Below are 23,004 nucleotides of genomic sequence, written 5' to 3'. Positions count from 1 at the left end.
CTGTGGGAGCGCGGGCTTGCCCCGCGATGAGGTTACTGTCAGTCGATCCCGACAAACCCGCCAGTCTGGTGATGCCACAACCGCGCATACAAACCTTGATGCGCAAGCAGCTCAGAATGGCTGCCCATCTCGGCAATCCGGCCTTTTTCCAGTACCACCAAACGGTCCATGCGGGCGATGGTCGACAGCCGGTGGGCAATGGCGATCACGGTCTTGCCCTGCATCAGGGTTTCCAGGCTTTCCTGGATCGCCGCTTCAACTTCCGAATCCAGCGCTGAAGTCGCTTCGTCCATGATCAGGATCGGTGCATTCTTGAGCAATACCCGGGCGATGGCGATGCGCTGGCGCTGGCCGCCAGAGAGCTTGACCCCGCGCTCACCCACATGGGCATCGAAGCCGGTACGACCCTGAGCGTCGGACAGCTGCGGGATGAACTCGTCGGCGCGCGCCCGGCGTACCGCTTCCCACAGCTCTTCTTCGGTGGCGTCGGGCCGGCCATACAGCAGGTTCTCGCGAATCGAACGGTGCAGCAGCGAAGTGTCCTGGGTGATCATGCCGATCTGCGCGCGCAGGCTGGTCTGGGTCACCTGGGCGATGTCCTGGCCATCGATGAGGATACGCCCGCTTTCCAGGTCGTAGAGGCGCAGCAGCAGGTTGACCATGGTCGACTTGCCGGCGCCGGACGGGCCGATCAGGCCGATCTTCTCGCCCGGGCGGATGTCCAGGTTGAGGCCGTCGATGATGCGGCTGCCCTTGCCATAGTGAAAACTGACGTTGTCGAATTTCACCCCGCCGCGATCGACCTTGAGCCGGGGCGCGCTCGGCGAGTCGGTGACGCTGACCGGCTGGGCAATGGTCTGCAGGCCATCCTGGACCATGCCGATGTTCTCGAAGATGCCGTTGACCACCCACATGATCCAGCCGGACATGTTGACGATACGGATCACCAGGCCGGTGGCCAGGGCGATGGCGCCGACGCTGATCAGCGACTGGGTCCACAGCCACAGGGCCAGGCCCGTGGTGCTGACGATCAGCAAGCCGTTGAGGCTGGTGATGACCACGTCCATGCTGGTGATCACCCGGGCGGCCAGCTGGGTTTTCTCGGTCTGCTCGCTGATCGCTTCGCGGGCGTACTGCTGCTCGAAGTCGGTGTGGGCGAAGAGTTTCAGGGTGGCGATGTTGGTGTAGCCGTCGACGATGCGGCCCATGAGCTTGGAGCGGGCATCGGAGGAGATGACGGCCCGGGCTTTGACCCGTGGCACGAAGTAGTAGAGCGCGCCGATGTAGCAGGTGATCCAGGTGATCAAAGGCAGCATCAGCCGCCAGTCGGCCTCGGCAAACAGTACCAGCGAGCTGATCGCGTAGATCAGCACATGCCACAGTGCATCCACCGCCTGCACCGCCGAATCGCGCAGCGAGTTGCCGGTTTGCATGATGCGCTGGGCGATGCGCCCGGCGAAATCGCTCTGGAAGAAGTTCAGGCTCTGCTTGAGCACATAGTTGTGGTTTTGCCAGCGGATCATGCTGGTCATGCCCGGGCTGATGGTCTGGTGCACCAGCAGGTCATGCAGGCCAACGAACACTGGGCGCAGCAATAGCGCCACCACCAGCATCCAGATCAGCTCGCCGGCGTGCTCGCTGAAAAAGTTGATATTCGGCGTGCCCTGGGCCAGGTCGATGATCCGGCTCAGGTAGCTGAACAGCGCCACTTCGATCAGCGCACCGATCAGGCCGATCACCAGCAGGGCGGCAAAGCTCGGCCAGACCTGGCGCAGGTAATACACGTAGAACGGCCATACCGTGGTGGGCGGCGCCGCGGTCGGCGCCTCCCGGAAGATGTCGATCAGTTTTTCGAAACGGCGAAACAACATGAAAACGGTAACTCCTGTTCATTAGACCCTTGGGCCTGGTTCACGTCCCTGTGAAGCCTGGGGTCAGTCGATACGTTTGGCCGACTTGATGAACACCGGGTCGACCGGCACATCGCGCATGCCTTTCTTGGCCGTGGTTGGCGAGTTGACGATCTGGTCGACTACGTCCATCCCTTTGACCACTTTGGCGAACACCGCGTAACCGGCGTCACGGCCCGGGTCGAGGAAGGCGTTGTCGGCGACGTTGATGAAGAACTGGCTGGTGGCCGAGTTGGGGTTCGAGGTGCGGGCCATCGACAGCGTGCCACGGGTGTTATGCAGGCCATTGCTGGCTTCATTGCGGATCGGGTCTTTGGTGTTCTTTTGCACCATCTGCTCGGTGAAACCACCGCCCTGGACCATGAAGCCCGGAATCACCCGGTGGAAGATGGTGTTGTTGTAGAAGCCGCTGTCCACATATTGCAGAAAGTTCTTGCTGCTGATCGGTGCCTTGACGGGGTCCAATTCGACTTCGATCTGGCCAAAACTGGTATCCAGCAGTACATGAGGCGCTTTTTCGGCAGCCATCAGGCTGGTGGCGAAGACGACCGAGCAGGTGGCGAGCAGGAGTTTTTTCAGCATGGGCTCAATGATCCTTGAGAGGTGGTGGACGCCGCCAGGAACTGCAGCAGCGTCTGATTGAATACGTGAGGTTGATCCAGGGGCGTAGCGTGCCGGGAATCTTCGATTACCGCCAGCCGTGCATGTGGAATCAGGGCAACGTAGCGCTCTTTGAGTTGTACCGGGGTGTAATCCTGGTCGGCGCTGATGACCAGCGTAGGACAGCGAATCTGCCCCAGGCGTTCCGCCACGCCCCAGCCGACAATGGCGTCGAAACTGGCGAGATACGCGCGTTTGTCGTTCTTGGCCCAGCGCTCGGCCATCTTGCGGCGCAAATCGGCCTGCTGCGGCTTGGGGAACAGCCGCTCGGCCAGGCCCTTGCCGATGGTTTCAAGGCTCAGCAGCCGCGCCAGGGCCCAGCGCTTGGCCCACCAGATCCAGTCGCTGCGGCTGCGGCGCTTGACCTCCGGGGCGCTGTTGACGATGCACAGGCTGCGCAGCCACTCGGGGTGATCGACGGCAAACTGAAAGCCGACCATGCCACCCATGGACAGCCCGACCAGGTGCACGGGGCCGGTCTGCAATTGCTCGAGCAGGGCCAGCAGGTCGGCGCTGAAGCTGGCGATGCTGTAGCGCTCACGGGGCTTGTCGGAGCGGCCATGGCCACGGATGTCCATGAGGATCACCCGGTAGTGGCGGGCGAGCTCCGGTACCTGCATTTCCCAGTCCTGGCAACTGGAGCCCAGGCCGTGCAGCAGCACCAGCGGCTCGCCCTGGCCGTATTCCTCGTAGTGCAGCGAGCAACCTTCATGTTCGAAGTAGGCCATCGGCGTGATTCCTATCAGGCTTGGGCGGGCGCGGCGAAGGGCACGTCCAGCGGCGCGGTGTCGAAATTGCGCAGCAATTCGACGAGGATTTGCGTCGCCGGGCCCAGGGGTTTGTCCTTGTTGGAGTAAAGGTAGAACAGTGGGTGGCGACTGCCACCCTGATCCAGCGGTAATGGCTTGAGCAGGCCTTCACGCAGCTCGCGCTCGATCAAATGACGCGGCAGCCAGGCAAAGCCCAGGCCGCTGCTGACGAAGGTGGCAGCGGTGGCCAGGCTGCCGACGGTCCAGCGCTGCTCGGCGCCCAGCCAGCCGACGTCGCGCGGCTGCGCGCGGCCGGAGTCACGGATCACTACCTGCAGCTGGCTTTCCAGGTCCTGGAAGTTCAGTTCCCGGCCCAGGCGGTGCAGGCTGTGCTCGGGGTGGGCGACGGCGACGAACTCCACCGAACTGAGTTCGGTGCCCAGGTAGCCGGAAATGTTGAAGCCACTGATGGCAAGATCGGCGACGCCTTCATGCAGCACCTCTTCAACCCCGGACAGCACCTCTTCGCGCAGGCGCACCCTGCAGCCACGGCTTTGCGGCATGAACGCGCTCAGGGCGCGGACCAGGCGGGCATTGGGGTAGGCGGCATCGACCACCAGGCGCACTTCGGCTTCCCAGCCCTGTTCCATGTGATGGGCCAGGTCTTCGAGCTGGCTGGCCTGCTTGACCAGTTGCCGCGAGCGGCGCAGCAACACGTTGCCGGCCTCGGTCAGCACCGCCTTGCGCCCGTCGATACGCAGCAGCGGTACGCCGAGCTGGTCCTGCATGCGCGCTACGGTGTAGCTCACCGAGGATTGCGAGCGGTGCAGGGCTTCGGCGGCCTGGGCAAAGCCGCCGTGGTCGACCACCGCCTGCAGGGTCCGCCACTGATCCAGGGTAACGCGCGGCGCTTTCATCTTCGGCTCCTGTTGTCCTAAGCTGACGCTCTTTCATGGAGAGCGTCGTATGAAGAAATGTTGTGCTGTATTGCTGGCCCTGCTTCCGCTCACGGCCCTGGCCTATCCCATCGACGTGGAAAAGGACATCGACGGCGTCAAGGTCGACTACACCACCTACGACACCGACCGTGACATCGGCTCGATTACCGTCAATAACTATGGCGAGGTTGATGCGCAGTGCAAGGTGACCTTCCGCAATGGCCCGGAAGCGCCACGGGTGCGCCGGGTGAATGTGCCGGCGAAAAAAAGCGTCGATGCCACCGCCAAGTTCAACCGCGAAATCATCAAGTTGCGCATCGCCTTGAGCTGCAAACCGCAATAAAACAATTTAACTGATAGGTTGGACCCAGTTTTTACGCTTTTTTATCGATAGGTCAATCATTAATCTTGCCTCCATCGACTTACCGAACTCGCCGATGGAGGCAAGCCCCATGTCCCGTGTACTCGTCATCGAAAGCAGCGCCCGCCAGCAGGACTCGATCTCCCGGCAACTGACCCGCGACTTCGTCAGCCAGTGGCAAGCCGCCCACCCTGGCGACCAAGTGACCTTGCGCGACTTGGCCGTCAACCCGGTGCCGCACCTGGATGGCAACCTGCTCGGTGGCTGGATGAAACCCGAAGCTCAGCGCAATGCCGAAGAGCTGCAGGCCCTGGCCCGCTCCAACGAATTGACTGATGAAGTGCTGGCGGCCGATGTACTGGTCCTGGCGGCGCCGATGTACAACTTCACCATCCCCAGCACCCTCAAGGCCTGGCTGGACCACGTACTGCGCGCCGGCATCACCTTCAAGTACACCGAAACCGGGCCCCAGGGCCTGCTGACCGGCAAGCGCGCCTACATCCTCACTGCTCGCGGTGGCATCCATGCCGGTGCCAGCAGCGATCACCAGGAACCCTACCTGCGCCAGGTCATGGCCTTTATCGGTATCCATGACGTGACCTTCATCCACGCTGAAGGCCTGAACATGGGCGGTGACTTCCACGAGAAGGGCCTGAACCAGGCCAAGGCACAGCTCGCCGCGGTGGCCTGAGCCAGCAATGAATTTTCCCGCCTGACACCTGTTGCTCCTTTGGGTGTACCTGCCCGGTCACTGCCTTGCGCATGACCGGGCTTTTTTATGGTGATTGCTGTGCGAGCAACTGTCTGTGGGAGCGGCGGTGCGACGACTCGACGTGACCTGCGATGAGGCCAGTACCACCAACACATCAGGTGGCGTCTGGATTGCGACCGCTTCGCGCTCGATCGCAGGCAAGCCAGCTCCCGCAGGCCCGCAAGGCCTTCAGCAGTTGCCGGGTTTGCCGGTAACCGCTAAGGTCGCCGCCTCCACAGCAAGGGGCCAACATGGGCTATTTATTGATCGTCGCGCTGATCCAGGCGTTTTCCTTCAGCCTGATCGGCGAGTACCTGGCGGGGCATGTCGACAGCTATTTCGCCGTGCTGGCGCGGGTGCTGCTGGCCGGGCTGGTGTTCCTGCCGCTGACCCGCTGGCGCCAGGTTGAACCGCGCTTCATGCGTTCGATGCTGCTGATCGGTGCGCTGCAATACGGCATCACTTATGTCTGCCTGTACCTGAGCTTCCGGGTGCTGACGGTGCCGGAGGTGCTGCTGTTCACCATCCTCACGCCCTTGCACGTGACCCTGATCGAAGACGCCCTCAATCGGCGTTTCAACCCCTGGGCGCTGGTGGCGGCGCTGGTGGCGGTCGCCGGTGCGGCGGTGATTCGCTTCGACAGCATCAGCCCGGACTTCTTCATCGGCTTCTTGCTGCTGCAACTGGCCAACTTCACCTATGCCGCCGGGCAGGTGCTGTACCGCCACCTGATCGCGCGCAACCCCAGCGACCTGCCGCATTACCGGCGTTTCGGCTATTTCTACCTCGGCGCCTTGCTGGTGGTGCTGCCGGCCTTCTTGCTGTTCGGCAACACCCAGCACCTGCCGAGCACCGACGTGCAATGGCTGGTGCTGCTGTTTCTCGGTCTGTGCCCGACGGCGTTGGGGTTGTACTGGTGGAACAAGGGCGCCTGCCTGGTTTCAGGCGGCACCCTGGCAGTGATGAACAACCTGCATGTGCCGGTCGGCTTGCTGCTCAACTTGCTGATCTGGAACCAGCATGAGCCGCTGGGCCGGTTGTTCATCGGCGGGGCGGTGATCCTGGCGTCGCTATGGCTCAGTCGTCTCGGCACTCAGCGCCCGCTGCTGGCTGGGCAGGGTCGAGGGTAACAGGCCGGCACGCAGGTCGTTGCCGCTGGGTTGCTGGTACAGGCTCAGGCCGAACTCCGGCAACACTGCCAGCAGGTAGTCGAAGATATCGCCCTGGATCCGCTCGTACTCGGCCCACGCCGTGGTGCGGGTAAAGCAGTAGATCTCCAGCGGTACGCCCTGGGCGGTGGTTTGCATCTGGCGGACCATGCAGGTCATGTTCGGCTGGATGTCCGGGTGACTTTTCAGATACGCCAGGGCATAGGCGCGGAAGGTGCCGATGTTGGTCATCCGCCGGCGGTTGGCCGAGAGCGCCGCCACCGGCCCCTGGGCTTCGTTCCAGGCATGCAGCTCGCTGCGTTTGCGCGCCATGTAATCGCTCAGCAGGCGTACGTTGCCCAGGCGCTGTTGTTCTTCATCGGTCAGAAAACGCACGCCGCCGGCATCGATGAACAGGCTGCGCTTGATCCGCCGCCCGCCCGATTGCTGCATGCCGCGCCAGTTCTTGAACGATTCGGACATCAAGCGCCAGGTGGGGATGGAGACGATGGTCTTGTCGAAGTTCTGTACCTTGACCGTGTGCAGGGTAATGTCCACCACATCGCCGTCGGCGCCGACCTGGGGCATCTCGATCCAGTCGCCGACCCGCAGCATGTCGTTGCTGGTCAACTGCACGCTGGCGACGAACGACAGCAGGGTGTCCTTGTAGACCAACAGGATCACCGCCGACATAGCACCCAGACCGGAGAGCAGCAACAGTGGCGAGCGGTCGATCAGGGTGGCGACGATGACGATGGCGCCGAACACGAACAGGACCATCTTGGCCAGTTGCACATAGCCCTTGATCGAGCGGGTGCGGGCATGTTCGGTGCGTGCGTAGATGTCCAGCAGGGCATCGAGCAGGGCGCTCAGGGCCAGGGTCAGGAACAGGATGGTGAAGGCCAGGGCGACGTTGCCGAGGAAATGCTGGCTGGTGGCGCTCAGCTCCGGCACCAGCTTCAGGCCAAACTGCACCACCAGTGAAGGGGTGGTCTGGGCCAGGCGCTGGAATACCTTGTTCTCGCGCAGGTCATTGACCCAGTGCAGGGCGGGTTGGCGACCGAGCAGGCGGGCGGCGTGCAGCACCAGAAAACGCGCCACGCGGCCGAGCACCAGGGCGATCACCAGCAAGACGCCCAGGCCGATACCGGCGTGCAGCAGCGGGTGTTGATCGAGAGTGCCCCAGAGGTCCAGGGCGTTTTGCCACATCTGTTGAATGTCCATAACCGTGTCGAAGGTGTCCGCAAGTCGAAAACAAGGCTATTAGAGCCCGGATTGGCGCCAAGGTGCCAAAAGAAATTCGGCGCCGACGCCGGAAAACGTTACCCTATGCAACTGAATTTTTTGCACATGCCCGAGGTACACCCGTGTTTTCCCAATTCGCCCTGCACGAACGCCTGCTCAAAGCCGTGGCCGAGCTGAAATTTGTCGAGCCGACGCCGGTGCAGGCAGCGGCCATTCCCTTGGCATTGCAAGGGCGTGACCTGCGGGTGACGGCGCAAACCGGTAGCGGCAAGACCGCAGCCTTCGTCCTGCCGATGCTTAACCGCCTGGTTGACCTCAAGCAGAAGCGTGTCGAGATTCGCGCCCTGATACTGTTGCCAACCCGCGAGCTGGCCCAGCAGACGCTCAAGGAAGTCGAGCGCTTCTCCCAGTTCACCTTCATCAAGGCCGGCCTGATCACCGGTGGTGAAGACTTCAAGGAACAGGCCGCCATGCTGCGCAAGGTGCCGGACGTGCTGATCGGCACTCCGGGCCGCCTGCTCGAGCAGCTCAACGCCGGCAACCTGCACCTGGAGCATGTCCAGGTGATCGTGCTCGACGAAGCCGACCGCATGCTCGACATGGGCTTTGCCGAAGACGTCGAGCGCCTGTGCAACGAATGCCCGAACCGCGAACAGACCATGCTGTTCTCCGCCACCACCGGCGGTGCCGGCCTGCGCGACATGATCGGCAAGGTGCTGAAAACCCCTGAGCACCTGATGCTCAACAGCGTCAGCCAACTGGCCGAAGGCACCCGTCAGCAGATCATCACCGCCGACCACAACCAGCACAAAGAACAGATCGTGCAGTGGCTGCTGCAGAACGAGACCTACGACAAGGCGATCATCTTCACCAACACCCGGGTGATGGCCGACCGCATCTACGGTCACCTGGTGGCCAAGGACTACAAGGCTTTCGTCCTGCACGGCGACAAGGACCAGAAAGACCGCAAGCTGGCCATCGAGCGCCTGAAGCAGGGCGGCGCCAAGATCCTCGTTGCTACCGATGTTGCCGCCCGCGGCCTGGACGTCGACGGCCTGGACCTGGTGATCAACTTCGACATGCCGCGCAGCGGTGACGAGTACGTGCACCGTATTGGTCGTACCGGCCGTGCCGGTAACGAAGGCCTGGCGGTGTCGCTGATCTGCCACGGCGACTGGAACCTGATGTCGAGCATCGAGCGCTACCTCAAGCAGACCTTCGAGCGCCGGGTGATCAAAGAAGTCAAAGGCACCTACACCGGGCCGAAGAAGGTCAAGGCCTCGGGCAAAGCGGCCGGTGTGAAGAAGAAAAAGGCTGACAAGAAAGGCGACAAGAAGGTCGTAGCCAAGCGCAAGCCGACGGCCAAGCCAAAGCCTAACGCCCCGCTGGCCAGCGCCGATGGCCTGGCACCGCTCAAGCGTCGCAAGCCGGCGCCGGCGGCGGAGTAAGCGCAGGCCTCATCGCCGGCAAGGCCGGCTCCCACAGGTTTTCTACAGACCTTGTGGGAGTTGGCTTGCCAGCGATAGCTTCACCCCGATTTCAAGTCTTCTTCTCAGCGGTCTTCAGTTCCTGCAACCGCTTGTCGATCAGCTGGCACTTGTCCGGCAAATCCTTGCTGGCCGTGCCCAGCGCCATCTTCTGCAACTCATCGTTGATCTCCTTGGCCTTCTGCGGGTTCTGTTCGGTGAGCTTGCTCACTTCCCTGGCCAGTTCTTCGCGTTTGGCCGTCGCTTCTTCCAGGGTGCAAGCCCAGCTGGGCAGGGCCAGCAGCAGGCTGGCGGCGGCTGCAATGTTCAACAGGGTCTTCATCGGCAGGCTCCTGTGCAATCACGGTGAAGTCGTGCGGTTGAGCCTGGCACGGCCGCTAAAGTTCAGTCGAACCGCCGCCGCGCGCACCGGTCACAATCTTACCGACCCCTGATTGAGGCTATGCCGATGACCACCTACGACTGGGACCTGATCGAACGCCTGTTGCACGAGGCACAGAACAGCGCCGGGCACAGTTTTACCCCACGGCCCTACGCCGAGCAGCATGCTGCCCAGCTCGCGGCTGAGGGCGCGGCTCCGGGCGATCTCGATCATCTGAAAACGCTGGCATGTGAGTACGAAAAGTTACTGTTCGAGCGCGGTTACTTTGCTTCGCGCCCGGAAGACGAGGGCGGCAACGGCGAGAATTTCATCCTCACCGAGCGCGGCTCGCGGCTGTTGAGCCTGCTGGACAGCAGTATTCCGGGCAACGATCACCCGCGTCAGGTACTGGATGAGCAAGCAGATCCACTCGACGAAGCGACCTTCGATCAGTTGGCCTCCAAGGCGCAGATTGCCTGAAGCTGCTCACACAAGGCTGGCATTGAGCGGTTGCCGCCGCTGATAATCGGCGCTGGATCCACTTCTGCCGAGAGCCTGCCATGTCGTTGCCTGAAACCGGGGGCGCCCGATGAGCGCCAGCCGCCGCAATACCGATGCCTTTGCCCTGCAGGTGATGCTGGTGCTGTGCCTGATCTGGGGCATCCAGCAGGTGATGATCAAGTGGGCCGCGCCGGATATCGCCCCGGTGATGCAGCAGGCCATGCGCTCGGGCATGGCGGCGGTGCTGGTCGGCCTGTTGATGTGTTTTCGCGGCGGCTGGGATCAGGTCGCCAGCACCTGGCGCGGCGGGCTGCTGGCAGGGTCCCTGTTCGGCCTGGAGTTTCTGTTCATCGCCGAAGGCCTGAAGCTGACATCGGCGGCGCACATGTCGGTATTCCTCTACACCGCACCGGTGTTCACCGCCCTGGGCCTGCATTTCATGCTGCCCAGCGAGCGGCTGCGGCCTTTGCAATGGCTGGGCATTCTCCTGGCCTTTGGCGGCATTGCCTTTGCCTTCGCCGGTGGCATTTCCCTTGAGCATCTGGACGGGCGCATGCTGCTTGGCGATGCCTTCGGTGTGCTGGCGGGCCTGGCCTGGGGCGCAACCACTGTGGTGGTGCGCGCCTCGCGGCTGTCCGAAGCGCCGGCGACCCTGACCCTGTTCTACCAATTGGCGGTGGGTTTCGCCGGCTTGCTGCTGATTGCTGTCGCCAGTGGTCAGGTCACCCACGTGCAGTTCACCCCGCTGGCGCTCGGCAGCCTGCTGTTTCAGGGCCTGATCGTGTCGTTCTTCAGCTACCTGACCTGGTTCTGGCTGCTGCGCCGCTACCTGGCCTCGAACCTGGCAGTGTTCTCCTTCATTACCCCGTTGTTCGGGGTGACCTTCGGTGTGCTGTTGCTCGGCGAGCCACTGAGCCTGAACTTCGTCCTCGGGGCGGTCATGGTGCTGCTCGGGGTGACGTTGGTCAGCGCTGAGCAGTGGGTGCGCCGACGCCTGCGCAGCCTGCTCGGCTAGCCTGCGGGCGCAACAGCTGCAGGCCCGCGAGCAACAGGCCGCTGGCCAAATCGAGTCGTATCCGAGCATGCAGGCCTGTGTGATTGCCGGGGCCGGGGTGGCGCTAATGGCGCAGTCGATGCTCGACAGCCTGCCGGGGCGGGAGCGGGTGGCGGTGCATCGTTTGCGGGCGCCGTTCGATCAGGCCACCACTTGGTTGATGTGGCGCGAGGGCATGCGTGGGGCGAACTTGAGCGCCTGGATCGATTTGCAACAAGGGGAAACAGTTACTCATGCAGCGCAGATGGCGCAGGAGGCTTGATTGAGATCAAACTTGCCCCCACCTCATGCTGTAGAGACATGCGCATTGCAATACTTGGGACTATGATCTGTATGAAGCATCGCAGGATTTATTCGCCGTGCAGGCTGACCCGTAAGGGGGAGTTATGAGAAACCATCTGTTCAACTGGCTCCACGACCTGGCCGCTGCCTTGGGCCTGATCCCGCCACCGCTGCAGCCGGTGCCGATCCCAACCGACGAAGAACAGCGCAAGCGCCAGCCACGTCGCTAAAACACGTAGGCCGCCGCATCATTGCTGATGCGACGGCCGTTGTGCACCTATCGGTCAGGCCAGGTTGACGGCGCCTACCGGGCGGCGCGACAGCAGGCTGACTACCACAAAGCTCACCAGGCCGATCGCAAGGCTGTAGTAGATCGGCGTGTTGGCATCCATCCCATCCTTGATCATGAACCCCAGGGCAGTGACGAAGCCCAGGGTCATACTGGTGATTGCAGCACCGGTGGTGGCGCGCTTCCAGTAAATAGCGCCGATCAGCGGAACCAGCATGCCGCCTACCAGCAGGTTGTAGGCCAGGGTCAGGGCGCTGATCACATCGGTCACCACCAGGGCGATACCCAGCACGGCAATCCCGGTCAGCAGGGTAAACAGGCGGTTGATGCCCAGGCTCGACTGTTTGCCGCCGCGCAGTTTTGGCAGCAGGTCTTCGGTCAGCACGGTCGAGGCTGCCAGCAGGCCGGCACTGGCGGTGGACATCATCGCGGCCAGTGCAGCGGCAATTACCAGGCCACGGATGCCATCGGGCAGGGTGGATTTGACGATGGCGGCGAAGGCGTTGTTGGCGTTGTCCAGGTCCGGGAGGAGGATGTGCGCGGTCATGCCGATCAGCGCGCAGACCAGGCCGTAGATCACGCAATAGACACCCGCAGTGGTACCCGCGTACTTGGCGACCTTCTCGTCACGGGCGGTGAACACCCGTTGCCAGATATCCTGGCCGATCAGGATGCCGAAGAAGTAGATCAGGAAGTAGGTGATGATGGTGTCCCAACCGATGGTGGTCAGGCTGAAGTTGCTGGCCGGCAGCTTGGCCACCAGTTGATCCCAGCCACCAACCTTGTACAGGCAGATGGGCAGCAGGACGAACATCAGGCCGACGGTCTTGATCACGAACTGGACGATGTCGGTCAGGGTCAGCGACCACATGCCGCCAATGGTCGAGTACACCACTACTACGCCACCACCGAGCAGAATCGCGCCCCAGAACGGCAGGTCGAACAGCACTTGCAGGACAGTGCCGATGGCCAGGGTCGAGGTCACCGCGATCATCAGTGCGTAAGCCAGCATGATCACTGCGCTGGCCTGGCGGGCCATGGGGTTGTAGCGCTTTTCCAGCACCTGGGTGACGGTGAAGATCTTCAGGCGCAGCAGCGGCTTGGCCAGGAACAGGTTCAGGGCAATGATGCCCAGGCCCAGTGCCGCGCACAGCCAGAATCCGGAAATCCCGTGGACATAGCCCAGGCGCACGGTGCCGACGGTCGAAGCGCCGCCCAGGACCGTGGCGGCCATGGTGCCCATGTACAGACTTGGGCCCAGGTTACGCCCGGCCACCAGGTAATCTTCATGGGTTTTTGCCCGGCGCATGCCGAACCAGCCGAGCGCGAGCATGCCGGCCGCATAGATCAGAACAACGAATATGTCCAAGGCCATGGGTGTCTCCAATTATCTTTATTATGGTGAGATCGACCCCGGCGCCAGGCAAGCCTGACGCCAGGTCATTCGTCTACTCAGCGGGCCGTCGTTGCGGCCCGACTGTCATGGCTCCTGCCCTGTTGCAACTCCTTGTGTACAACCGTTAGCGGCGAACCACGCCCGGCAGTGCACAGAGCATTTCGTACAGCAGGTTGGCACCCAGCAGCGAGGTGTTGCCGGTGGTGTCATAAGGTGGCGAGACTTCCACCAGGTCGCAGCCGATCAGGTCCAGGCCCTGGCAGCCGCGGATGATTTCCATCGCCTGGATGGTGGTCAGGCCGCCGATTTCCGGGGTGCCGGTGCCGGGCGCCCAGGCTGGGTCGATACCGTCGATGTCGAAGCTCAGGTACACCGGGCCGCCACCGACTTTCTCGCGCACTTCAGCCATCAATGGCGCCAGCGACTTGTGCCAGCACTCTTCGGCCTGGACCACACGAAAGCCCTGCTTGCGGCTCCAGTTGAAGTCCTCGGCGGTATAGCCCTGGGCGCGCAGGCCGATCTGTACCACGCGGTCGCAGTCCAGCAGGCCTTCTTCGACGGCGCGGCGGAAGGTGGTGCCGTGGGCGATCTTCTCGCCGAACATGTGGTCGTTGACGTCGGCGTGGGCATCGATATGCACCAGCCCGACCTTGCCGTGCTTCTTGTGGATCGCCCGCAGGATCGGCAGGGTGATGGTGTGGTCACCGCCCATGGTCATGGGGATGACGTTGTGTTCGAGGATCTCGTCGTAGGCTTCTTCAATGATCCGCACGGCGTCGAGCAGGTTGAAGGTGTTGATTGCCACGTCGCCGATATCGGCAACCGACAACGAATCGAAGGGTGCAGCGCCAGTGGCCATGTTGTACGGGCGGATCATCACCGATTCGGCGCGGATCTGCCGCGGGCCGAAGCGGGTGCCGGAGCGCAGCGAGGTGCCGATGTCCAGGGGGATGCCGATAAATGCGGCATCCAGGCCTTCGGCGCTTTGCAAGTGAGGGAGACGGAGCATGGTGGCGATGCCGCCGAAGCGCGGCATTTCGTTGCCGCCCAGTGGTTGGTGCAGAATCTTGTCCACGGTCGGGCCTCATCGATTCGATTGTTGTAGTTGTTGGAACCTGTCTGGCTGGCCCGGGACAAACCCTTAAAGGCCGGCAAGCAGGTGGATTGCGGCAGAGTCTGCAAAAGGTAGTGGATGAAAAGAATCGCTACAGGCAAATACTTAGTTCAGGTTTTCCTGAACTAATGCCGTCGGTGGGGTTAGAATCCGGCCATCTGTTGCCCTACGGACCGCTCTCAGATGGCCTCTGCCTTGCCCGACCTGAAACTCCTGCGCATCTTCGTCAGCGTCGTGCGTCATCAGGGGTTTGCCAATGCCCAGCGCGAACTGAACCTGTCGACTTCGGCGATCAGTACCTACATGAGCCAGCTGGAGGCGGCATTGGGCATTGTCCTCTGCCATCGCGGCCGCGGCGGTTTCAGCCTGACCAGCAAGGGCGAACTGTTCCACCAGGAGACCTTGCGCCTGTTGGCGGAAATGGACGGTTTCGAGCAATACGCGGCGGCGCTCAAGGGCGAATTGCGCGGCACTCTCAACCTGGGAGTAATCGACTCCACTGTGGGGGATCGGGCCTTGCCCTTGGCCGAGGCCATCGGTGCCTACAGCCAGGAACACCCGGCGGTGCATTTGCACCTGTCGGTATCGAGCCCCTACGAGCTGCAACTGGGGGTGCAGGACAACCGCCTGGACCTGGCCATCGGTGCCTTTTCCACCCGTATGAGCGGCCTGGTCTATCAGCCGTTGTACCGCGAGCAGCACTGGCTGTATTGCAGCAACCGTCACCCGCTGTTCAACGAGCGGCGCATTCCCGAGCAGGTGATTACCCAGCAGCGCATGGTCGGTCGCGGTTACTGGAGCCAGGCCGAGCTCGCTCGCCATGGCTTCAAACACAGCGCGGCAACGGTGGAGAGTATGGAGGCGCAGCTGATCCTGGTGTTGTCAGGCGCCTACATCGGCTACCTGCCGGAGCACTACGCCCAGGCCTGGGCCGACAAGGGGGATTTGCGCGTGCTATCGCCGGCGACCTTCGGCTATCAGGCGCCGTTCTCCATGATCATTCGCCGTGGCCGCAGCCGAGAACCTTTGATTCAGACCTTCCGCGATCTGCTCAAGGCGCAACTCACTCCTGCCTGAACGAAACCGCCACTGAAAAATTGAGTCGCGGCTGCAAAAAAACCTGAAAATATCGGCCGCAGCCCCGTAATTGCTCTGCTAAACCTGTATTGGCTTGATGAAATTCCCATCATCTCCTAAGCAGGGATCGCCCAGATGCGCATGAATTTGCCCGTCACTGAGCATGAAAGAACCTTTGCGAGCGAACAGCGGCTGATTTCCACTACCGACCTCAACAGCCGCATCACCTATTGCAACGACGCCTTTGTCGCCATCAGCGGTTTTACCTATGAAGAATTGCTCGGTCAGCCGCACAACCTGGTGCGTCATCCGGACATGCCGCCCTCAGTGTTCGGCCATATGTGGGAAACCATCAAACAAGGCAAACCCTGGATGGGCGTAGTGAAAAACCGCGCCAAGAACGGCGATTTCTACTGGGTCAGTGCCTACGTCACGGCGATTTACGAGAACGGCCGGATCAGCGGCTACGAGTCGGTGCGCTCGGTACCGACCCGCGAGCAGATCCGCCGGGCCACAGCGCTGTATGCGCGGTTGCGTCAGGGGCGAAGCCCGGTGCCGTTGGCGGCGCGGCTTGGCGGGAGCCTGGAGCATGGCTGGCCATTGGTGGGGGCGGGCATGCTGTCGGCGATCAGCTACCTGTGGCTGCCGCAGTACGCCGCGTTGGGCGTATTGATGACCAGTTTGCTCAGCGCCTGGTACCTGATCGAGGCACGGCAGAACCGGGTGATCCGGCGTACCCTGGACGAACACCCGAAAGCCTTCACCAGCCCCCTGGTAGCCCTGACCTACAGCGACAACAGCGGCCTGCAAGGCCAGCTGGACCTGGCGATCATCAGTGAAGAAGCCCGGTTGCAGACAGCGCTGACGCGCCTGGTCGATGCCGGTATCGGGGTCAAGGCGCGCGCCGCGCAATCCTCGGACCTGTCCGGGGCCCAGGCGCAGATGCTCGACAAGCAGCGTAGCGAAACCGACCAGTCGGCCACGGCGATTGCGCAAATGGCGGCGACCATCCAGGAAGTGACGCACAACGTGCAGAACACCGCCATAGCTGCCTCTGACGCTGATCACCTGGCCCAGCAGGGCAGTGACCTGGCGCAGCAAAGCCTGCGCGCCATGGGCAGCATGGCCGAGGCGGTCAGCGACATCGGCCAGGCGGTCAATGCCCTGGCCGACCAGACCCAGTCGATCGGCAGCGTGGTCGATGTCATCACCTCGATTGCCGAGCAGACCAACCTGCTGGCGCTCAATGCGGCGATTGAAGCGGCGCGCGCCGGGGAGCAGGGCCGGGGCTTTGCCGTGGTCGCCGACGAGGTGCGCTCGCTGGCCCAGCGCACCCGCACCTCGACCGAGGAAATCCACCAGATCATCGCCTCGTTGCGTGCCGGGGCCGAGCGAGCGGTGTCCAGTGCCAGCAAGGGCGAGCAGATCTCCCGTGACAGCGTGCACAGCGTCGAGGCGGTGCAGTCGGCGTTGGTGGGGATCACCCAGGCGGTCAGCCGCATCACTGGCATGAGCCAGCAAATGGCGACGGCGTCCGAACAGCAAAGCCATGTCGCCGAAGACATCAACCAGCAGATCACCCGCATCGCCCAGCTTTGCGATCACAGCGCCGGGCAGGCCAAGCAGGGCGCCGAGATCAGCCAGGACCTCGAACGTATGGCCGATTACCTGTACAGCCTGGCTGAACGTTTCAACCGCTGAAGCTTTTCGTCTATCCCACAGGGAAGTGGGCTTTTTTCGGGACTGCTGTGGCACACTTTGCCCGCTCAGGAGAACCCGATGTCCAGAATTCACTGCGAGCGCTGTTTGCGCCCACACGCTCATTGCCTTTGCCCGTTGATCCCGTCCCTCGATAGCCGCACCCGCGTGCTGTTGCTGCAACATCCCAGCGAAGTGCGCCATGCCCTCAATACCGCCAAGCTGGCGGCGCTTGGCTTGCGCAATGCCGAACTGCAGGTGGGCGAAGTGTTCGAGGATCTGGCGCAACTGCTGCAGGCGCCGGGTTACCGCAGTGCCTTGCTGTTTCCGGGCGATCAAGCGCAGCCGCTGGTGGCGTATACCGACGGCGAGGATCAGCGGCCGTGGCAACTGGTGGTACCGGATGGCACCTGGCGCAAGGCGAGCAAGCTGCTGCATGTGAATCCGTTGTTGGCCGCCTTGCCGCGGGTGACCCTGGCCCAGGTGCTGCCTTCGCGCTATCGCCTGCGCAAGGCGCCGCAGGCGGGGGCGTTGTCCACCCTTGAGGCGGTGGTGCAGGCATTGAACGTGCTGGAGGCGCCGCAGAACTTCGATGCGCTACTACGACCGTTCGAGGCGCTGATCGAGGGGCAGATTGCGGCGATGGGGCGCGAGACGTACGAGCGTAATCATTTGCGCTGACCTGGCTGATCGCGGGGCAAGCCCTCTGCCACCTTGGATCTGCAGGCGGCAATTCTGTGGGAGCGGGCTTGCCCCGTGATGCGAACGCCTCAGCGTTCGCGCATCGCTTCGGTACGTGCCTTGAGCACCGGCTTGAGCAGGTAATCGAGCACGCTCTTGTGCCCGGTGATGATATCCACCGTGGCGGTCATGCCGGGGATGATCAGCAGCGGTTTGTTGTCACCGCCCAGGTGGTTTTTGTCGGTACGCACCTGGATCAGATAAAAGGCGTTGCCCTTGTCGTCGGTGACGGTGTCGGCACTGATCAGTTCGAGTTTGGCCTTCAGGCCCCCATAGATGGTGTAGTCGTAGGCGCTGAACTTGACCATCGCCGACTGCCCAGGGTGCAGGAAGGCGACATCTTGCGGACGCACCTTGGCCTCGATCAGCAGGTTGTCTTCCAGCGGCACGATCTCCAGCAGGTCGCTGCCGGGCTGGACCACGCCGCCGATGGTGTTGACCTTGAGCAGCTTGATGATCCCGTGCACCGGCGAAACCACGGTGGTGCGGGTTACCCGGTCATCGATGGCGATGCTCGAGGCGGTGATCTTCGACAGGTCGGTGCGTTTCTCGTTGAGCTCCTTGGCTGCTTCCGAACGAAACCCGGCCTCGGACTCTTCGATCTTGCTCTTGATCTCGGCCACTGCCGCTTCGGCGCGGGGGATCGCCAGGCTGGTGGCGTTGAGCGAGCCGCGGGCTTCAACGGTGCTGCGCTTGAGGCGCAGGATCTCCACCGGTGAAATCGCCCCGGTGCCGACCAGCGGCGTCGACATGTTCAGCTCCTGCTGCAACAGGGCCAGGGCCGAGCGGTACTGTTCGACCTTGGAGCGGAATTCGGCCAGTTCCTGAGTCTTCTGCCGCAGCTGTTCGTTGAGGGTCTGCTTCTCGCTGATCAGCCGGCGTTGGCGCGACTGGTACAGCGACAGCTCGTCCTCAGCCACCTGCGGCGCCTTGCTGCGCACTTCTTCGGAGAGTTGGAACGGCCGGCCTTCGGCTTCGGCGGAAAGGCGCTCGACCTGGGCGGTGAGGGCAAAGCGGTCGGCTTCGCTCTCACCCTTGTTGGACAGAAAACGCGTGTCGTCCAGGCGCAGCAAGGTATCGCCCTTGTTCACCATCTGCCCTTCGCGTACGAAGATCTCGGTGACGATGCCGCCTTCAAGGTTCTGGATCACCTGGACCTTGCTTGATGGAATGGCCTTGCCTTCGCCCATGGTCACTTCATCGAGCACGGCGAATTTGGCCCACAGCAGCGCCACCAGCAACAAGCCCGCAGCCAGCCACACAGTGATGCGTGACAGGCGCGGCGAGTCCTGCAGGGTGGCGCCGGCCACTTCGGGCATGAACTCGCGTTCGGCGGTCTTGCCGAAACTCTGGAAGTAACTGCGCAGGCCTTGGCTTACGGACATGGATGGACCCCCTAGAGTGCCGCGCCAACGCGGCCTTTGCGCAGTGCATCGATGACCGCTTCCTTCGGCCCGTCGGCAACGATCTTGCCGTTGTCCAGCACCAGCAGCCGGTCAACCAGGCTGAGCATCGAGGTGCGGTGGGTGACCAGCAGCAGAGTCTTGCCCTGGACCCAGCCATGCAGGCGCTGGCGCAGCTGGTCTTCGCTGCTGTTGTCCATATGGCTGGTGGGTTCGTCGAGGATCATGATCGGCGGCTCGAGCAGCATCGCCCGGGCCAGCAGTACCGCCTGGCGCTGGCCGCCGGAGAGCAACTGGCCGCGCTCGCCCACCGGGCGGTCGAAGCCTTGCGGGTGCTGGCGGGCCAACTCGCTGACGCCGGTCAGTTCGGCGACTTCGAGCATGCGCGCGTCACTGACATAGCGCGCGCCGAGGGTCAGGTTGTCGCGCAGGCTGCCGGCCAGCAAGGGCAGGTCATGGGCGACATAGCCCAGTTGGTGGCGCAGGTCGGCGATGTCCAGCTGGCGCAGGTCGAGGTTGTCGAGCAGGATCTGCCCTTCGTCCGGGGCATAAAAGCCCATCAGCAGCCGCGCCAGGGTGCTCTTGCCCGAGCCGCTGCGGCCGATGATGCCGATGCGTTCGCCCGGCTTGACGCTGAAGCTGATGCCGTTGAGGGCGGCGGCGTTCTGCCCGTGGTAGCGAAAGCTCACATGGCTGACGTCGAGCGCACCATGCAACTGCGTACGCTCCAGTGGCTGCTGGCCGGCCTGGCGTTCCTGCGGCAGGGCCATCAGCGCATCGGTGCTGCGCATGGTCAGTTGCGCCTGCTGGTAGCGGGTGATCAGTCCAGCGATCTGCCCCAGCGGTGCCAGCACGCGGCTGCCAAGCATATAGCTGGCAACCAGGGCGCCGACGCTGAGGTTGCCGGCGATGATGCTGTAAACCCCGGCAACAATGGTGGCCATGCCGCAGAACTGCTGGATGAACAGCGTGCCGTTGGTGGCCAGCGCCGACAGGTTGCGGGCGTGGGCGTCAAGGCGGGTGAGGGCGCCATGGGTGCTTTCCCATTGGTACTGGCGCTCGCTTTCGGCGCTGCAGGCCTTGAGGGTTTCCAGGCCGCCGAGGGTTTCGATCAGCAAGGCCTGGCGCACCGCGCCCAGGGCCAGGCTTTTTTGCACGGTGTCGCGCAGGCGCACCTGAATGAACAGGGCAAAGAAGATGGTGACCGGAAAGGCGATCAGCGGGATCACCACCAGCCAGCCGCCAAGCAGGCCGATCACCGCCAGCATCAGCACCACGAACGGCAGGTCGATGATACTGGTCAGGGTCACTGCGGTAAGAAATTCACGCAAGCCCTGGAAGTCATGAATGCTCTGGGCAAAGCCGCCGACGGTGGCCGGGCGGGCTTTCATCGACATGCCGGTGATGCGTTCGAACAAGGTGGCGGAGAGGATCAGGTCGGTCTTTTTCCCGGCCTGGTCGAGCAGGTGGGCGCGAACCACGCGCAGGGTCAATTCGAACAGGGTGCCGATCAGCAGGCCGGCGCTCAGTACCCACAGCGTCGAGGTGGCCTGGTTGGGTACCACGCGGTCGTAGGTCTGCATCACGAACAAGGGCACCATCAGCCCCAGCAGGTTGATCAGCAGGCTGGCGAGAATGGCGTCGCTGTACAGCCAGCGTGACAGCTTCAGGGTGTCGCGAAACCAGGCGTTGACCCGTGGCATCAACGGCGCCCGCAGGTCTTCGAGTTCGTGGCGGGGGCGGGCGAACAGCGCCTCGCCGGCGTAGGCTTCAAGCAACTCATCGCGGCTGACCCACTGCTCGCCACCTTCGGCCTCACAGGGCAGGATCAGCGCCCGGCCGTCATCGCCCCAGCGGCGCAGCACCGCGCAGCGACCGTCCTTGAGCAGCAACAGCACCGGCAGGTTGAGCGCCGAGATCGCTCCCAGTTCACGCCGTAGCACCCGCGCCTGCAGCCCGGCCCGAGCGGCTGCGCGGGGCAGCAGCTCAAGGCTCAGGCGTTGCTCGGGCAGGGGCAGACCGGCACTCAGGCCGGCGCGGCTGACAGAGCAACCATGCAGCTTGCAAAGGATCAGCAAGCCATCGAGTAACGGGTCATCGAAACTCTGGCGCGGATCTATTGCCGAGCTCGCAGGTTGCATGCTGGTCACAGTCGCCTACTCCTGCAGCGGGTGAGAGGGTTAGCGCATATCGGGCAAACGCGCCTCGCTCTTCACTTCGCTCTTGGCGATCGCCTCGGGCGGCAGCGAGATGCGCTGCTTGTTCAGCAGCTCACCCATGTTGGCCAGGACCCGGTACATGGAGAACTCTTCGGTGTAGCGCACTTCGGTGTAGCGGCGGTTGGCGTTGTACAGCTCGTTTTCACTGTCGAGCAGGTCGAGCAGGGTGCGCTGGCCGAGGCCGAACTGGTCCTGGTAGGCCGCCCGTACGCGGGTGCTGGTCTCGGCGTACTCGCGCGCCACTGGCAACTGCACCCGGGCGTTGTTCATGGCGTTCCACGACAGCGCCAGGTCTTCGTTGAGCTGGCGCAGGGCGTTATTGCGGATGTCCATGGCCTGGTTGATCTTGTGCGCATCGGACTGCAGGCGGGCCTTGTCGCTGCCGCCGCGGAACAGGTTGTAGCTGAGCTCGACACCGGCCTGCCAGTCGTTGTTGTCGTGGCCGACCTGGCCTGCGGTGTTGTTGTTGGCACCGGTGGCCAGCACCGCGTCCAGGCGCGGGTAGAACGGCGACTTGGCCACTTCGTATTGCTGCTCGGCGGCATTGACGTCGGCCTGGGCGGACTTCAGGTAGGGGTTGTTGTCGAGCATGTCCTGGCGTGCAGCGCCCAGGTCGCCAGGCACTTCGCCCTTGATGGTTACCGGGGTTTCCAGTTCATCGGCTGGGCGGCCAACGACACTGTAGAAGTTGGCTTCAGCATCGGCCAGGTCGACCTCGGCGGTGTACAGGTTGTTTTCCGCCAGGGCGCGACGGGCAGTGGACTGGTCGCGGTCGGCGATGCTGCCGACGCCGCGCTCGCTGCGCAGGCCGATCTGGTCGTTGACCCGCAGGTGCGCCTGCAGGTTGTTCTTGGCCAGGGTTACCAGCTCGCGGCGCTTGAGCACTTCCAGATACACCTCGATGGCGCGCAGGGCGATGGACTGGGCGGTGGCCTGTGTGTAGTAGGCGCGCGAATTCACCACCGCTTCGGTACGTCCGACTTCATTGGGGGTGTTGAAGCCATCGAAGAGCATTTGCCGCAGACGCAGGTCGGACTGGGTGTAGGTCAGTGTCTCTTTATTGTGGTTGCGCGTGCCGTCGGCGTTGAAGCCACGGGTATTGGTGTTGTCGGAACGCTGCCGACCATAACCGGCCACCAGGTCGACGGTCGGGAAGTAACCGCCTCTGGCGAACTTCACGTCTTCATCGGCCGACAGCCGGCTGTTCCTGCTGGCATTGATCTCCGGATGATTATCCACGGCGTTTTGCACAGCTTCATTAATTGACATCGCCTGGGCATTGGCACATGCCATGGCCAACAGAATCGCGCTGGTGATGGGGGTCAAAACGCGCATGGGGTACTTCTCCCTGAATTCCTAATAATGGTCCTGCAGTTCGTCAAAAAAGTGACGAAAACCTGAGGTCAAACCGTATCAGGCTTGTAACAACAGAGCTAAGAACATTTACGTGCACAGCTAAGAAGATTTTTTCATAAGAGTTATGCGAAAAAAAACTTATGCGGTCTAAGAAATCCAAGACATTGTTCATATCAGGCAGCCCGTGGAATCAGCGCTAGGGTGCTTTTTTCGGGCGTCAGAGAAAGTTCCCGTGTTTTTGCAGCATAGGGCATGGATGTAGCG

Annotated in this window: 20 protein-coding genes and 3 pseudogenes; 12 read left to right on the top strand and 11 right to left on the bottom strand. The window is 62.7% G+C overall.

Annotated features, from left to right (window positions below):
- Positions 1 to 38 precede the first annotated feature (38 nt).
- The 4 genes from F8N82_RS17840 to F8N82_RS17825 form a co-directional block, all read right to left on the bottom strand.
- Entirely contained in the window at positions 39 to 1,871 is a 1,833-nt protein-coding gene (locus F8N82_RS17840) for an ABC transporter ATP-binding protein (RefSeq protein ID WP_038996521.1), read from the bottom strand.
- Between the two features lie 63 nt (positions 1,872 to 1,934).
- Positions 1,935 to 2,492 carry a peptidylprolyl isomerase gene (locus F8N82_RS17835; RefSeq protein WP_038996520.1) on the bottom strand — a complete coding sequence of 186 codons (558 nt, stop codon included), beginning with the start codon at positions 2,490 to 2,492 and terminating at the stop codon, positions 1,935 to 1,937.
- On the bottom strand, positions 2,486 to 3,298 hold the full coding sequence (locus tag F8N82_RS17830; RefSeq protein WP_038996519.1) for an alpha/beta fold hydrolase: 813 nt from the start codon (positions 3,296 to 3,298) through the stop codon (positions 2,486 to 2,488). The genes F8N82_RS17835 and F8N82_RS17830 overlap by 7 nt, the downstream gene beginning before the upstream one ends.
- A gap of 14 nt (positions 3,299 to 3,312) precedes the next feature.
- Positions 3,313 to 4,236, bottom strand: coding sequence for a LysR family transcriptional regulator (locus F8N82_RS17825; protein WP_038996518.1), 924 nt, complete (start codon positions 4,234 to 4,236; stop codon positions 3,313 to 3,315).
- Between the two features lie 49 nt (positions 4,237 to 4,285).
- Between F8N82_RS17825 and F8N82_RS17820 the strand changes: the two genes are divergently transcribed.
- The 3 genes from F8N82_RS17820 (at position 4,286) to F8N82_RS17810 (ending at position 6,499) form a co-directional block, all read left to right on the top strand.
- The gene (locus F8N82_RS17820; RefSeq protein ID WP_038996517.1) at positions 4,286 to 4,600 is read left to right on the top strand and encodes a hypothetical protein; all 315 of its coding nucleotides are present in this window, start codon (positions 4,286 to 4,288) and stop codon (positions 4,598 to 4,600) included.
- Positions 4,601 to 4,709: 109 nt separating this feature from the next.
- Positions 4,710 to 5,309 carry an FMN-dependent NADH-azoreductase gene (locus tag F8N82_RS17815; RefSeq protein ID WP_038996516.1) on the top strand — a complete coding sequence of 200 codons (600 nt, stop codon included), beginning with the start codon at positions 4,710 to 4,712 and terminating at the stop codon, positions 5,307 to 5,309.
- 311 nt (positions 5,310 to 5,620) lie between these two features.
- Entirely contained in the window at positions 5,621 to 6,499 is an 879-nt protein-coding gene (locus F8N82_RS17810) for a carboxylate/amino acid/amine transporter (protein WP_038996515.1), read from the top strand.
- Here the strand turns inward: F8N82_RS17810 and F8N82_RS17805 are convergent.
- Positions 6,440 to 7,741: a mechanosensitive ion channel family protein gene (locus F8N82_RS17805; RefSeq protein WP_038996514.1), complete on the bottom strand. Its 1,302-nt coding sequence runs from the start codon at positions 7,739 to 7,741 to the stop codon at positions 6,440 to 6,442. The two genes, F8N82_RS17810 and F8N82_RS17805, sit on opposite strands and share 60 nt — an antisense overlap.
- Positions 7,742 to 7,884: 143 nt before the next feature.
- Here F8N82_RS17805 and F8N82_RS17800 point away from each other — a divergent pair, with 143 nt between their 5' ends.
- Complete coding sequence (locus tag F8N82_RS17800) at positions 7,885 to 9,210, top strand: DEAD/DEAH box helicase (protein ID WP_038996513.1); 1,326 nt, start codon at positions 7,885 to 7,887, stop codon at positions 9,208 to 9,210.
- A 91-nt stretch (positions 9,211 to 9,301) separates the two neighbouring features.
- Here the strand turns inward: F8N82_RS17800 and F8N82_RS17795 are convergent, their stop codons facing one another.
- The gene (locus F8N82_RS17795; RefSeq protein WP_038996512.1) at positions 9,302 to 9,571 is read right to left on the bottom strand and encodes a hypothetical protein; all 270 of its coding nucleotides are present in this window, start codon (positions 9,569 to 9,571) and stop codon (positions 9,302 to 9,304) included.
- Positions 9,572 to 9,697: 126 nt separating this feature from the next.
- Between F8N82_RS17795 and F8N82_RS17790 the strand changes: the two genes are divergently transcribed.
- From F8N82_RS17790 to F8N82_RS17775, 4 genes and pseudogenes are all read left to right on the top strand, one after another.
- Positions 9,698 to 10,090 (top strand): hypothetical protein, encoded by a 393-nt coding sequence (locus tag F8N82_RS17790; protein WP_038996510.1) that lies wholly within the window; start codon positions 9,698 to 9,700, stop codon positions 10,088 to 10,090.
- A 109-nt stretch (positions 10,091 to 10,199) separates the two neighbouring features.
- Positions 10,200 to 11,126 carry a DMT family transporter gene (locus F8N82_RS17785; protein WP_038996509.1) on the top strand — a complete coding sequence of 309 codons (927 nt, stop codon included), beginning with the start codon at positions 10,200 to 10,202 and terminating at the stop codon, positions 11,124 to 11,126.
- Positions 11,116 to 11,427: pseudogene (locus F8N82_RS17780) on the top strand (LysR substrate-binding domain-containing protein); the annotation flags it as partial. The gene F8N82_RS17785 and the pseudogene F8N82_RS17780, both read left to right, overlap by 11 nt.
- Before the next feature lie 124 nt (positions 11,428 to 11,551).
- Complete coding sequence (locus tag F8N82_RS17775; protein WP_010223057.1) at positions 11,552 to 11,677, top strand: PA1414 family protein; 126 nt, start codon at positions 11,552 to 11,554, stop codon at positions 11,675 to 11,677.
- Positions 11,678 to 11,731: 54 nt separating this feature from the next.
- Here the strand turns inward: F8N82_RS17775 and F8N82_RS17770 are convergent, their stop codons facing one another.
- Positions 11,732 to 13,111, bottom strand: a complete 1,380-nt coding sequence (locus F8N82_RS17770; RefSeq protein WP_038996506.1) for a sodium:solute symporter — start codon at positions 13,109 to 13,111, stop codon at positions 11,732 to 11,734.
- A 145-nt stretch (positions 13,112 to 13,256) separates the two neighbouring features.
- A complete protein-coding gene (gene speB / locus F8N82_RS17765; protein WP_038996505.1) occupies positions 13,257 to 14,207 on the bottom strand; it encodes an agmatinase in 951 nt (316 codons plus the stop codon).
- A gap of 222 nt (positions 14,208 to 14,429) precedes the next feature.
- Between speB and F8N82_RS17760 the strand changes: the two genes are divergently transcribed.
- From F8N82_RS17760 to F8N82_RS17750, 4 genes and pseudogenes are all read left to right on the top strand, one after another.
- Positions 14,430 to 15,323, top strand: coding sequence for a LysR family transcriptional regulator (locus F8N82_RS17760; protein WP_038996504.1), 894 nt, complete (start codon positions 14,430 to 14,432; stop codon positions 15,321 to 15,323).
- 135 nt (positions 15,324 to 15,458) lie between these two features.
- Positions 15,459 to 15,770: pseudogene (locus F8N82_RS27660) on the top strand (PAS domain-containing protein); the annotation flags it as partial.
- Between the two features lie 279 nt (positions 15,771 to 16,049).
- Positions 16,050 to 17,024 (top strand): annotated as a pseudogene (locus F8N82_RS27655) (methyl-accepting chemotaxis protein); the annotation flags it as partial.
- A gap of 78 nt (positions 17,025 to 17,102) precedes the next feature.
- Complete coding sequence (locus F8N82_RS17750) at positions 17,103 to 17,702, top strand: tRNA-uridine aminocarboxypropyltransferase (RefSeq protein WP_038996501.1); 600 nt, start codon at positions 17,103 to 17,105, stop codon at positions 17,700 to 17,702.
- An 89-nt stretch (positions 17,703 to 17,791) separates the two neighbouring features.
- On the opposite strand, the gene F8N82_RS17745 is transcribed toward F8N82_RS17750, so the two are convergent.
- Genes F8N82_RS17745 through F8N82_RS17735 form a run of 3 tightly spaced genes read right to left on the bottom strand, consistent with a single transcriptional unit; the run spans position 17,792 to position 22,719 of the window.
- Positions 17,792 to 19,147 carry an HlyD family type I secretion periplasmic adaptor subunit gene (locus F8N82_RS17745; RefSeq protein ID WP_038996500.1) on the bottom strand — a complete coding sequence of 452 codons (1,356 nt, stop codon included), beginning with the start codon at positions 19,145 to 19,147 and terminating at the stop codon, positions 17,792 to 17,794.
- Positions 19,148 to 19,158: 11 nt separating this feature from the next.
- On the bottom strand, positions 19,159 to 21,306 hold the full coding sequence (locus F8N82_RS17740; RefSeq protein WP_371857239.1) for a type I secretion system permease/ATPase: 2,148 nt from the start codon (positions 21,304 to 21,306) through the stop codon (positions 19,159 to 19,161).
- A gap of 39 nt (positions 21,307 to 21,345) precedes the next feature.
- A complete protein-coding gene (locus F8N82_RS17735) occupies positions 21,346 to 22,719 on the bottom strand; it encodes a TolC family outer membrane protein (protein ID WP_038996498.1) in 1,374 nt (457 codons plus the stop codon).
- Positions 22,720 to 23,004: the final 285 nt, after the last annotated feature.

The organism is Pseudomonas fluorescens (genome assembly GCF_902497775.2).
GTDB lineage: Bacteria > Pseudomonadota > Gammaproteobacteria > Pseudomonadales > Pseudomonadaceae > Aquipseudomonas > Aquipseudomonas putida_F.
Note: the sequence above shows the minus strand (reverse complement) of the source record. Positions and strands in the feature narration are given on the sequence as shown.

What these genes read in the sequence shown, in the direction of transcription:
- F8N82_RS17840 (WP_038996521.1), bottom strand. Translation starts at nt 1,871, where the DNA reads ATGTTGTTTCGCCGTTTCGAAAAACTGATCGACATCTTCCGGGAGGCG.
- F8N82_RS17835 (WP_038996520.1), bottom strand. Translation starts at nt 2,492, where the DNA reads ATGCTGAAAAAACTCCTGCTCGCCACCTGCTCGGTCGTCTTCGCCACC.
- F8N82_RS17830 (WP_038996519.1), bottom strand. Translation starts at nt 3,298, where the DNA reads ATGGCCTACTTCGAACATGAAGGTTGCTCGCTGCACTACGAGGAATAC.
- F8N82_RS17825 (WP_038996518.1), bottom strand. Translation starts at nt 4,236, where the DNA reads ATGAAAGCGCCGCGCGTTACCCTGGATCAGTGGCGGACCCTGCAGGCG.
- F8N82_RS17820 (WP_038996517.1), top strand. Translation starts at nt 4,286, where the DNA reads ATGAAGAAATGTTGTGCTGTATTGCTGGCCCTGCTTCCGCTCACGGCC.
- F8N82_RS17815 (WP_038996516.1), top strand. Translation starts at nt 4,710, where the DNA reads ATGTCCCGTGTACTCGTCATCGAAAGCAGCGCCCGCCAGCAGGACTCG.
- F8N82_RS17810 (WP_038996515.1), top strand. Translation starts at nt 5,621, where the DNA reads ATGGGCTATTTATTGATCGTCGCGCTGATCCAGGCGTTTTCCTTCAGC.
- F8N82_RS17805 (WP_038996514.1), bottom strand. Translation starts at nt 7,741, where the DNA reads ATGGACATTCAACAGATGTGGCAAAACGCCCTGGACCTCTGGGGCACT.
- F8N82_RS17795 (WP_038996512.1), bottom strand. Translation starts at nt 9,571, where the DNA reads ATGAAGACCCTGTTGAACATTGCAGCCGCCGCCAGCCTGCTGCTGGCC.
- F8N82_RS17790 (WP_038996510.1), top strand. Translation starts at nt 9,698, where the DNA reads ATGACCACCTACGACTGGGACCTGATCGAACGCCTGTTGCACGAGGCA.
- F8N82_RS17785 (WP_038996509.1), top strand. Translation starts at nt 10,200, where the DNA reads ATGAGCGCCAGCCGCCGCAATACCGATGCCTTTGCCCTGCAGGTGATG.
- F8N82_RS17775 (WP_010223057.1), top strand. Translation starts at nt 11,552, where the DNA reads ATGAGAAACCATCTGTTCAACTGGCTCCACGACCTGGCCGCTGCCTTG.
- F8N82_RS17770 (WP_038996506.1), bottom strand. Translation starts at nt 13,111, where the DNA reads ATGGCCTTGGACATATTCGTTGTTCTGATCTATGCGGCCGGCATGCTC.
- F8N82_RS17760 (WP_038996504.1), top strand. Translation starts at nt 14,430, where the DNA reads ATGGCCTCTGCCTTGCCCGACCTGAAACTCCTGCGCATCTTCGTCAGC.
- F8N82_RS17750 (WP_038996501.1), top strand. Translation starts at nt 17,103, where the DNA reads ATGTCCAGAATTCACTGCGAGCGCTGTTTGCGCCCACACGCTCATTGC.
- F8N82_RS17745 (WP_038996500.1), bottom strand. Translation starts at nt 19,147, where the DNA reads ATGTCCGTAAGCCAAGGCCTGCGCAGTTACTTCCAGAGTTTCGGCAAG.
- F8N82_RS17740 (WP_371857239.1), bottom strand. Translation starts at nt 21,306, where the DNA reads ATGCAACCTGCGAGCTCGGCAATAGATCCGCGCCAGAGTTTCGATGAC.
- F8N82_RS17735 (WP_038996498.1), bottom strand. Translation starts at nt 22,719, where the DNA reads ATGCGCGTTTTGACCCCCATCACCAGCGCGATTCTGTTGGCCATGGCA.